This is a genomic window from Planctopirus limnophila DSM 3776 (genome assembly GCF_000092105.1).
Lineage (GTDB): Bacteria > Planctomycetota > Planctomycetia > Planctomycetales > Planctomycetaceae > Planctopirus > Planctopirus limnophila.
On sequence record NC_014148.1, the window covers coordinates 5282325 to 5293508 of the forward strand.

General features: G+C 54.6%; 9 protein-coding genes. 5 read left to right on the forward strand and 4 right to left on the reverse strand.

What is annotated here, in order from left to right:
- Positions 1 to 7: 7 nt before the first annotated feature.
- Both PLIM_RS21165 and acs read left to right on the forward strand, forming a co-directional pair.
- Positions 8 to 1375, forward strand: a complete 1368-nt coding sequence (locus PLIM_RS21165) for a hypothetical protein (RefSeq protein WP_148227217.1) — start codon at positions 8 to 10, stop codon at positions 1373 to 1375.
- 233 nt (positions 1376 to 1608) lie between these two features.
- Positions 1609 to 3567 carry an acetate--CoA ligase gene (acs, locus tag PLIM_RS21170; protein WP_013112360.1) on the forward strand — a complete coding sequence of 653 codons (1959 nt, stop codon included), beginning with the start codon at positions 1609 to 1611 and terminating at the stop codon, positions 3565 to 3567.
- A 260-nt stretch (positions 3568 to 3827) separates the two neighbouring features.
- Here acs and PLIM_RS23410 read toward each other — a convergent pair whose 3' ends face one another.
- The 4 genes from PLIM_RS23410 to PLIM_RS21190 form a co-directional block, all read right to left on the reverse strand.
- On the reverse strand, positions 3828 to 4265 hold the full coding sequence (locus PLIM_RS23410) for a TadE/TadG family type IV pilus assembly protein (protein ID WP_013112362.1): 438 nt from the start codon (positions 4263 to 4265) through the stop codon (positions 3828 to 3830).
- An 86-nt stretch (positions 4266 to 4351) separates the two neighbouring features.
- Positions 4352 to 5524, reverse strand: coding sequence for a vWA domain-containing protein (locus PLIM_RS21180; RefSeq protein WP_013112363.1), 1173 nt, complete (start codon positions 5522 to 5524; stop codon positions 4352 to 4354).
- Positions 5525 to 5601: 77 nt separating this feature from the next.
- Positions 5602 to 6018 (reverse strand): TadE family protein, encoded by a 417-nt coding sequence (locus tag PLIM_RS23415; RefSeq protein WP_230849360.1) that lies wholly within the window; start codon positions 6016 to 6018, stop codon positions 5602 to 5604.
- A gap of 405 nt (positions 6019 to 6423) precedes the next feature.
- Positions 6424 to 8817, reverse strand: coding sequence for a hypothetical protein (locus PLIM_RS21190; RefSeq protein WP_013112365.1), 2394 nt, complete (start codon positions 8815 to 8817; stop codon positions 6424 to 6426).
- A 605-nt stretch (positions 8818 to 9422) separates the two neighbouring features.
- Between PLIM_RS21190 and PLIM_RS24905 the strand changes: the two genes are divergently transcribed.
- The 3 genes from PLIM_RS24905 to PLIM_RS21215 all read left to right on the forward strand — a co-directional run bounded on the left by PLIM_RS24905 (position 9423) and on the right by PLIM_RS21215 (position 11132).
- On the forward strand, positions 9423 to 9548 hold the full coding sequence (locus PLIM_RS24905; RefSeq protein WP_013112366.1) for a P-loop NTPase family protein: 126 nt from the start codon (positions 9423 to 9425) through the stop codon (positions 9546 to 9548).
- Positions 9549 to 9595: 47 nt separating this feature from the next.
- Positions 9596 to 10006 (forward strand): 6-pyruvoyl trahydropterin synthase family protein, encoded by a 411-nt coding sequence (locus tag PLIM_RS21210; RefSeq protein ID WP_013112367.1) that lies wholly within the window; start codon positions 9596 to 9598, stop codon positions 10004 to 10006.
- A gap of 217 nt (positions 10007 to 10223) precedes the next feature.
- Positions 10224 to 11132: a hypothetical protein gene (locus PLIM_RS21215; RefSeq protein WP_013112368.1), complete on the forward strand. Its 909-nt coding sequence runs from the start codon at positions 10224 to 10226 to the stop codon at positions 11130 to 11132.
- Positions 11133 to 11184: the final 52 nt, after the last annotated feature.

The window sequence follows — 11184 nt, forward strand, 5'->3', positions numbered from 1 at the left end:
GGGCAGCATGTTGTGGTGCAGCCTGTTGTGCCTGGCGGGTTGCCAGAGCGAAGCGGAAGAGTACCTCGAAGAGCAGAAAGATCTTCCCACACACAGTTTCAAGAAGTTTGTCAGGCCACCGAGACCTCAGCCCGATCCGACGATCAGTGCCGACCTGACAGAACCACCGGCGGAACCGCCTCGAACCAACGCCAAAGAGACGGTTGATTTTCTCCTCGAAGGCATCAGAAAGCGGCAACCCGAGCGATTTGTACTGTTTCTTCCGAAGTCGTGGCGAAACGATCTGAACGAAGCGATGCATGAAGCCGCCTGGTCGATGGATACCATGATCTGGAGTCGATCGTTTTATGTGTTGGGGCGGTTTGGCCTTACGATGAAGGCAAAGTTCCCGCTCATGAAGGATTCGCTCAACACATTTGCTACTGAATTGGAACGCCAGCAAACAGAAAAAACTGATGGAAGCGTTTCTGGGAATCTTCCATCCCGTTCCGCAAGCGATGGGAAATCAGCCCCTTTGATGATTGAACAAAACTTTCAGGAGTTGATTGAAGTGATCAATCTTCTGGCGTTTTCGAGAGTGACAGAACTCGATCAATTGCGTCGAGGAACTGTTGAAGAGATTCTCCGCGAATCCGGTCGGCGGGTGATGGGCCGCATGGCTTATGAAGCCGAACTGCGTGGAGAGACGCCTTTTGAGCTTCTGTGCCGGTTGGAAACCAGCACGGAAACTTCTCAGGAAGAAGGCGTTTCGATTGTGGTGCTCAAGGATCCTCTGACGGGGCAATCACAGCGCATTGAGTTTGTTCAGGTGGAAGATGCTTTTGTGCCGCGATCGATGGCGCAAGCCTGGCCCGATTTTCTGGAGGAGACTCGAGAATGGGGGCGACAGTTTGGCCGGATTGACTGGGAAGAATTGAGGCCTGATGTCATGGCGAACCTGGCGGCAATCGAAGCACAAATTCTGCGGATTGATGCAGCGACCGATGCCAGTGGTATGCTCCCGGCGTTGGGTTCGATTGGGGAAGAGTTGGCCAGGATCGCTGAGAGGCTGAGCCCGGAATCGGCCCGGTCGCTACCACAAGTGGGCCCGCCTCAAAAAGTGACGATTCTGATCAATCGGCCATTGGGAGGAGAGCAGTTAACTCAGGTACTGGATCAGATGGTTTCGATCTGCCCGAAACCCAATGAAACTGAATATGTGACCAGTACTCTGGGAGGTCAGACGATTGTGGAGATTGGCCCGGTGAATGATCTGGCTGACTTTGCCGAGAAGCTTGGCAAATTGAGAACATCGGCCACAGGAATTCCTGCGGATGCTCAACCCAGAACAGAGGTCAACGCGGCGGCTCGCAAGATCGTGTGGTCGCTTCCTTAGCCGCTGTTTTGTCTGAAGACCGACTTACCGAAATGGCGGCGATTGACACTGCGTCAAAAATCGACCTAAACTCTGGGCCAGTGGTTTATATGTGAATATTCTGATCAGCCATCTCGACCAAAGTCCCGGTCTCACTTTTCATCAGAATTGAGTTTGAACCGGTCATTTTGCTGAGACAGAAAAAACTCCAATCGCAAGCACTCACTTCTCGACAGACATCACGGAGCGACCGCATGACGAACTCTGGCAGTATTCAAAGTACGCTCCAGGAAACGCGAAAGTTTCTGCCTGCGAGTGAATTCTCGGCACAGGCACACATTTCGAGTGAAGAGCAATATCAGTCGATGTGGCAGAAGGCCAAAGACGACCCAGCCGGTTTCTGGGGAGAGCTTTCACAGGAATTGCAGTGGATCAAACCGTGGACGGAAGTCATTTCGGGAGAAATGCCCGAAACACGCTGGTTCACGGGAGGGCAGATCAACGCCTGCGAAAACTGTGTTGATCGACATCTCACCAGTTGGCGGCGCAATAAGGCAGCGATTCTGTGGGAAGGCGAACCAGGCGACACGCGCGTGCTGACGTACAACGATCTGCACCGGGAAGTGAGCAAGTTCGCGAATGTGCTCAAAAAACTGGGTGTCAATACGGGTGATCGAGTCACGCTCTACATGCCCATGATTCCCGAACTGGCCATTGCGATGCTGGCCTGCGCCAGAATTGGCGCGACTCACTCGATTATCTTTGGTGGCTTCAGTGCCGATGCGGTCGCTGATCGAAACAACGATGCTCAAGCCAAAATTATCGTGACGGCAGATGGTGGCTGGCGGCGTGGCAAGGAAGTTCCACTGAAGTCGGCCGTTGACGAAAGTCTGACCAAGAGCCACACCGTGCAGAAGGTGGTGGTCGTCCGGCGGACGGGTCAGCAGGTTCATATGCAGACCGACCGCGACTACTGGTGGCATGATCTGATGAGTGATGTGGATCCGCATTGCGATGTGGTACCACTCGACAGTGAGCATCCGCTATTTATTCTGTATACCTCAGGCAGTACTGGCAAACCCAAAGGTGTAATGCATACGACAGCGGGTTATCTGCTGGGTACCACCATGACCAGCCGCTGGGTCTTTGACCTGAAGGAAGAAGACACTTACTGGTGTACTGCCGATATTGGCTGGATTACGGGGCATAGCTATGTGGTCTACGGGCCGCTCTCGAATGGCTCGACAGTCGTGATGTACGAAGGAGCTCCGAACTGGCCGGATGAGGGCCGCTTCTGGGAAATTATCGAGAAGTACCGAGTCAGTATCTTCTACACCGCACCCACTGCCATTCGAGCCTTTATCAAGTGGGGCGATCATTGGCCGCAAAGCCGGGATCTTTCGAGTTTGAGACTGCTGGGTTCGGTGGGTGAGCCCATCAATCCGGAAGCCTGGATGTGGTATCACCGCATGATAGGTCAGGAACGCTGCCCGATTGTCGATACCTGGTGGCAGACCGAAACCGGAGCGATCATGATCAGCCCGCTGCCAGGTATCTCGGCAACCAAACCCGGTAGCTGTACTCGACCGCTACCTGGTGTGGTGCCAGAGATTGTCAGTAAAGAGGGAACGCCACTGGAAGCCAACGAAGGTGGTCTGCTGGTGATGAAGCAACCGTGGCCCAGTATGCTGCGCACGCTCTATGGGGATCATGAGCGATTCAAGCAGACTTACTTCAGCACGATTGAAGGAGCTTACTTTGCCGGTGATGGGGCCCGACGTGATGCTGATGGCGACATCTGGGTGATGGGCCGAGTGGACGATGTGCTCAATGTTTCGGGGCATCGCTTGAGTACCATGGAAGTGGAAAGTTCACTGGTGGCTCATCCGGCAGTGGCTGAGGCGGCTGTCGTGGGCTTCCCGCATGAAATTAAAGGGGAAGGGATCTGCTGTTTTGTGACGTTGAAGACAGCTGATTCCGAGGGTTCAGACTCACTCACTGCAGATCTGATTCAGCATGTCCGCAAGCAGATTGGTGCTCTCGCGACACCTGACAAGATCCGCTACACGGCAGCACTTCCGAAAACTCGCAGTGGCAAGATCATGCGCAGGCTCCTGCGAGATATTGCGGCTGGGCGGGAGTCGGTTCAGGACACGACGACTCTGGAAGATCTCTCGATTCTCGCCAAGTTGCGTGATAGCGATGACGCGTGACCGACTTGTCCCAGTACCGATCAAATGACGTGGATTACCCTGTCGCAGGTACTCACTTCGATTGGTATGAGACCCAACAACAGCACCCGGAGCATGCTCTTTGGCGAGACGCATCCTCCGGGTGTTTGCGTTGGTGTTTCCGACAGGAATCGTTACTTGAAGAGTGATACGAATCGCAACATGAAATATCGCGTTGAAGAATACAAGAACATGCTTGCTCAGAGCCGCAAGCATGGCACGGTGCTTTGATTCTTGTAATCTCAAAAAGCCAGAAGTTCGCGGGTGAGTGTGCAAGAGCGGGTTAAGTTGTCGAGACCCACAAATGAGGAGGTTCCCCAACTGTTACTGGCGACGGGGACTTCGATTTCGACCGAGACCCGGGACGTGGATGGCACGATGACAGTCGGGGAGACGCGCACGACGGCATCCCGCACATCGACGGCATTCAAAGCTGCCAGAGCCGCATTTCGTGCGGAATCTGCCGTGGCGCCGGGAATGATTCCTTGCCGGGCCCCTTCGTAGGCGGCATTTTCAATGGTATGCCTGAGCATATTCAGACGAGTCACTTCGACAGCGCCGAAGAAGATCGCAAACAGCACCGGGATCGTCAGTGAAAGTTCGACCGATAGCGCACCCCGGCGGGAAGTGGATCGATGATGCCATCGTGAAGGATTGTGCTGGATGGATCTGGCCTGCATGGTCTCGAAAGTTCTCTCTGTAGACAGACGATTCGAAGTGCCTGGATTTGTTTGGACGAATAGAGCGGCCCAAGGGCAGGACGATGTTATTCCGTGAGAACAATGGGCAAAGTTCGAGCAATATCAGCGAAGGCGGCTTCGAGAGCGGCACTGTTGGTAGCAGGGTAATTGACACCACCGGTGGTGCTGGAGACCTGTGGTGTGATATCTCCACTTCGCGGCAACAGACTGACGGAATGAATCACAATTCCTTCGTTAGCGGCATCCTGTGCGGCCAGTAGCGGATTACGCCCCTGATTCCAGAGACCATCGGTCATGAGAATGATGATCCGATGAGCATAAGGGCGCGTACTTTTTGTCGCATTGAGGATTTTGCGAGCTTCGTCGATTCCGGCAGCCATATTGGTGGCACCGAGCATGACCTTTTCCGAGCGCCCTTTGATGGCCTGATTGAGGTCGGCCAGATTGGTTGTAAGAGGAACATCAACAAAAACTTCCGGACTGTTGGTTTTGGTGAGTTTGCCTTCGTAGTTCGACTGAGTGATTTTGGAGGCCCAGGTCACCATTGCCACACGCGGTTTTGGTTCCTGAGAAGCGGTAATGCTCACAAATGTCTGCATGGCTCGAGAGAGTGAGGCCCAGCGACTGAGTGTGGGATGCGGAGGAAATGCGACGGGATCTGGATTGCGTGGAGTCCCGGGAGGATAAGACCAATCGACACCCGTCAGGTCGAAACACATTGAGTGTGACCGGTCGATCGCAAAGCAGATTTCAACTTCAGTACTCGCTGAGACGGCGGATCGAGTCGGCTCGAACTGGCCCGTCCCGAAAATACTGCCAAAAAACAGGGGGACAGCCCCGGCGGCAGAGGATTCAGTCATCGCTGAGTTCACGCGGACAGCAGTATATGGCAACTGCCCCGCATTGAATGAAACGGAGTTATCCACATTTCGAAAAGCCAGTCCAAACTCGATCTGATCGGCAGTGAGGGTCAAAGATCGTCCACCGACTTTGTTAGCAGCAGCAGTGGCAATGGCAGCGTCAATGGCTGCTTCGGTATCCTGAGTACGACGCAGCGCTTCCATCCCGGCTTTGGCAGAGGCATCGGTCGCAGCACGGAGTTCAGTACGCACCAATTGCATGTAGGCCACATCGACGGTGAACATCGTCATGGCCAGAAGTGCCACAATCACAACGGCGACCAGGACCAGCATGGCCCCCTGGCGATGTGGTTGATGACCGAGCTGCAAGGCAGGCAAAAGAGCCTCCTTGAGTAATGAACGATTGGGAGATGGCTGAACGTGCTGCATAGTAAATAACTTATGAGGAGCGTTGCTCAAGTGCGTACCATCGAGGTACTGGCTTTGATGTTTGACAGACGGGTAAACCAGTCGAAGATTCCCGAAAGGCTCGTGGCGGGCGAACTGACTTCCACAGTGACGAGTGTCCCTGTGGGCGTGTTGGCAGTCACGTTGGGAGTGAAGGTGATTGTGGCTCCGGAGACATTGCGGCTCGCCAGAACTTCTTCTCCGCGAGCGCGGGCCGCAGCCATGGTGCCGCCTGTTGAAGTGACGGTGCGGGCCGCTTCATAACTGGCTTGTGTGAGTGTGGTTTTGAGAAAGATCGCGTTGGCGGATTCAATCGAGCCGAAGACCACCAGAATGATGATGGGGAGGCAGATGGCCAATTCGACCGTGGCAGCGCCGAGTCGGCTGGAGCGGCGCCCCGATGAATGGCGCAATCTCGTCTTCACGTGCTGTTCCCCAATCATTACAGACGCTCGGCTCGATCACGTCGATGTGCTGACCTGATCGAAGAACTCAAGGGAGGTTTTCACTCGACAACCGAGAAAGTGATGAATGACAGGCAATCATGGGGAATTGATGGCCAGACACACTTTGAAAACACTCAGTCTGAAAACGCTACGTCAGAAAATGTGAGTGGGTGTGGATGAAGAGCAGAGATTGTTTCATCGCGGATGACGCAACGAGCAACGTGGCCGGTTGAAGTGATTGCAGGGATTTTGCGGGCAAGGGGAGGTGGTGCCATCCGAAAGAAATTCTTGCGCCATACGTCAAGACGTCGGGAGAAATGCGAAAAGAAGACCCTCACCCTTCCCTCTCTCACGAAGACGCGGGCGAGGGTTGCAGATGGGTGATCAGTCGATGCCGACGCCCAGCCAGCCGTCGGCAGCGCGGGCGTAATTGAAGACGGGGGGTTGGCCTTCGCGGTTCCAGAGCTCTTGTGGGAGTTGGCGCGGAAGTGACAGCCGGGGGAAGTTTGCTTGAATCGATTGCCGTACAATCCCTTCGGCCATGCCAAGAGTAGCTGTGCGGTCATCGGTCAAGGATTTGACACGAATGTTATCGAAGGTGAGATGGACGGTCTGCTGATCGATCACCAGTTTTGCGGGGATCGTGACTTCCATTTGCGGGAGGACGGCTTGACCTCCGGGCTGGAACTGAGCCTTGAGAATGATCAGCAGTTCGTCTCCATCAATGCGGAACCTCAATGGTTCAACATCGTCAAAGACAATTTTCGTTTCGATATTCGGGACTTTGAATGCGGCTCCGGCTGGTGCGGGGACTTCGCCAGCCCCCGGGACAAGCCCTTTGAGCCAATTCGAGAGTTCTTTGAGTTCTCGGTCGCTGGTGACTTTGCCGCGCAGATTGGCACGATCTGCGGCTCGATTCAAAACCGTCTCGTGCAGAAATAACGTGACGGCATGATCTTGTCTGGCTTCGGCAGGCATGGGCTGCAGAATGGGAGCGTCGGCTCCAAACTGACCGGCAAACTGCAGATGGGCATGTGTGGATGACCATCTTTGAACGGATGGCATCAGTGTCAGATCTTCCAACTGTTCCTGGAGACGCTTGAGATCGACGTTGGCATTGCCGAGCTCGCGATCGACTTCCCGATTGAAGCTCGCAAAGACAGTTTCTGCCACACGGTCACGGGCAATGATTTCGGCCTGAGGTTGTTGCCTCTGGGCGACACTCATGGCAATGCGTTCGGCAATCGGCCCGATGAAGGGACGTCCGGAGTAAACTGTTTGGGCACTGACGGGTGTGTTCTGAGCGCGGGCCTGAATGACAGCCGCCCTGGTGGCGAGCTTGAAGCCATCAAAAAGGACGTCTTTGGTGCCACGGAATTCTTGAATCCCTTGTGTGTTGATCGCGGCCTGAGAGGTGTAGCCCGTTGTGCGAGTCTGGCCGCGTCCTTCGAGGACAAATTGTCCTCGGGCAGTATCGGTCGAAGGAAGCAGATTCAGCCACGCATGAGAGGTGGTATCGCGCTCGCCAACTACATTGGCGCCGAGAACAAAATCCCGCACTTCGCCTGGTTCGCGGCGAGTCGTGGCCACGAAACGATTGATGAATTTTTCCTGAGAGGTGACGTAGATCTGAAATGGAGCTGCCACCGATGGGCCCAGGGGGACGTTGACATCCTGAACACCATCTGGCAAGGGTGCGAACATGGGCCCCTGGCCCGGATTCGAGCCAGGCGATGGAATCGAGCCTGTGGCGGGAATGGGTGTGAGCGGAGGTAAAGCATCGCCTGTTGATGAAGGGGCAAATTCGGCCTTCATTCCAGGGAGTTCTGGCCCATCAAACGCGCTGTTGCCTCCCGAGAGATTCGGGTTGAGCCCTGGATCGTTACCCAGGGACGGGGGTTGATCGCTACGTGAACGAGAGGCAATGTCGGCAGTACTGCCATTGCCAGACCGCTCCAACCGGCGTCTTTGTGCAGGGGTGAGAGAGCGATTGTTAGGAGTGTTGGCGGCCCCTGAATTGGGTGGATTCCCTGGAGAAGGATTCGCCGTTGAGGCAGAGCCGGGGCCTGAATAGACAGTGACAGGGGAGCCACTGCCCGGTGGGATGGCGGGGATGGTGCCTCCGAGGCCACTGGGTTTGTTATTGGCAGGAGTGTTATTCGAGCCACTGGTCGCTGGTGTCCGGGGGGCTGGTACCTGATTCTGGACCGGAATAACCTGATTGGAAATGGGGAGCCCGGTGTAAGGATCAATCACCACGGGTGCTTGATAACTCGGTATGCCGTACTGCGGAGGAAATGGATAACCCGGTACTGCCAGAGGTTGATTTAGTGGCTGGGGTTGATTCGCTGGCTGGGGTTGATAGGAAGAGATCCCTGGCGATGGGCCAGACCCTGCTGGCTGGCTGCCAATTGATGGTGTGCCGGGATATCCACCGGGATTTGATAGGCCAGGGTTGAAGACGGGCGTACCGCTCCCAGGGTATGGCAAGGGTTGTGTGATGTATGGAATTGGCAAACCGGTGTAGGGATCAATGTATTGAGGAACTGGTGTGCCCCAGGGCGCGGGGGCATTCCAGGCCTGTTGGTTGGCTAATCTGGCCTGCCGGCGAGCCTCTGCTCTGGGCCCGGCTGCTTCGGCAGAAGTGGTCGCTGCTCCGAAAAGTAATACACCCACTAAGCTCTGTGTCGTCACACGGCGTAGAAGTGAACTCGAGCAGAGTTTTGCCAGTCGGGATGCTTGTGAATTCAACGGTCTGAAATTCGATGGCAGTTCCATAGTGGGAATCTCTTCCAGCGGTTTAGAAACTCGCATTGAACCCGATGTGAAGCTGGCCCGAAACAAAGTTCCCTGAAGCAAAACACTTCGAAGCGAAGCACTTTGCAGCAAATCTCAGAGAGGTGATTCGAAAGTCATCTGGGTGTTTTCCGGCGGCCGGTGCATGAACGTCCGCCTGCCCGTTGAAATGATGGCCCGGGTTTCTTAGTTCCCGGAGTCAGGTTTTCAAGGCCCGTAGAAACACCCCAAATCGTCTCTCATCAAAGACTACCCTTTTGTTCATGAAAAGAGAATCGGCAGTTTGAGAGGGGAGCCTCTTTCTCAAAGTCATGGATCGTTAATCCTTAATAGATCGTTCATCCCCAATCATTCAGTTACGCACTCGGCGGAAAACAAGTGAGCTGAGATGACTGGGTAAAATTTGTCACGAAGCTGAGGTTGTGATTTTGTGGGTCATTGCGGCTGATGAGTAACTTTCCAGGAATTCAGATGATGGGTCATGCATGAGTGCACATCACATGCCCGGCTTCTTCAAAATGCTGAGTAATGCTGCTTGGCGAACACAATGTCCATAGTTTCCAGAGTTCATGAGGATCTGGATCGGAATGAGAGCTGCAGCGTTCTGGGTTCGGGAGTTGCGGCGAAACGTCATTCCTGAAGCTGTGATGTGGCTTGGGATGCGCAGGCTGTCGTTCGACGAGCGGGATGAATTTGACCGTCATCCTGTCTAAAATTCATAGGTTGTCGAAGTGAGATCCATCTTTGGGAATGCACACTGATGTTTGAAGTTTCTTCCGAAATCCAGTTCTGCTATGGACATCGGCTGCTGAATTACAGTGGAAAATGCCGGCATCTCCATGGGCATAATGGGAAGGCCATTATCACACTGGCTGGTGAAAGCCTGGATGAACGAGGCATGCTGGTGGACTTTGGCGATCTGAAGCGGACGGTTTCCCAGTGGATTGATGATCATTTGGATCATCGGATGGTACTCTGCGAACGTGACCCGATGGTCAAAATTCTTCGCGATGCTGGCGAACCTTTGTATCTGATTCCTGAAAACCCGACTGCCGAAAATATTGCCAAGTTGATTTATGAGAAGACAGTGGAAGTGGGATTACCTGTCATTCAAGTAGGACTGTGGGAAACGGCCAAAAACTACGCGGTTTATCGCGAACGTAAAGTTTGACGGGTGGCGGGAGCCTGGTTTGACTCGCAAATTCTGCCAGAAATGAGTCGAAAATCAGGCTCTTATCGGAAATAGGAGATGTGGAGAAATCGGGCTGGACACATTTTGCGACTTCATTAAGAATCCGCCGCGAGTCGCCCTGTTGGTGGCGATGTCTCCTTGAGTCGCGGCCGGTCCTGTCCGGAAGCTGACTTCGCTTTCCTGGACCAGACCACCTATGCAAAAAACACTCTGCATGATCGCCGGGGGGTGCCTCACACTGCTGGTGGGCTGTCACTCCTCTCCCTATTACGGTCAGCCGCAATACTTCGGCAGCCCCGGTATGGGGTCGCCCTCTTCGGGTTTTGTGCAGCCTGGCACAACCTATGGTGCACCCGGTGGCACCTATGCGCCTCCTGGTGGTACTTATGTACCTCAAGGAGGAACATACGTGCCGGAAGGGACCGTTCCCAGCAATGGCCCGACGCTGTTGACTCCCACACCGACACCGAACAACCCGACATCTCCCAATTGGCGACCAGACCCGAATTCGGGTGGCAGTGCACAGCCCTTCAACAACAACCCACCCTCAACATTCGGTGCCCCCCCGAATGATCGGACGGTTCCGAATCCACTGGATACTCCCTTTGATGTCTCGCCTGGGGCGAATAAGGATCCATTCCCGAAAACAGGTTTGAATCGACCATCGGATCCTTTTCCACCAGCGAACCCTCCGGTCACGCTCGACCCGTTGATTGAAACTCGCCGGGAAACTCCTGCGCTGGCCAGCACGACAGATTCGGCTATGCGGGCCACCAGTAATACGCGATCGATCCCGCAACCAGTGGTCGATCCGACCCGCCCCAATCCTTACGACTACGACCGCAGCAATTATGCCTGGCTGAGAGGTGTTGTCGATTTTGATCCTTCGGATCAGACGTGGCACATCATCTACAACCTGACCCCGGGCAAAGATGACGACCTGGGTGGCAGTGTGGCTCTCGTGGTGGATCCGAACACGACGAAACTCTCAGACCGTTCTTTGGTGCAGGTCGAGGGTGTGGTGGACCCCAATCAACGTGATAAGACGGGCAAGCCCATGTACCGTGTGATTGCCGCACATCCACTGACGCCGCGTAATCACTGACGCCACACACCAATCGCTACAGTCACCTTCGGGCAAGCGAGCGTCTCAAGGG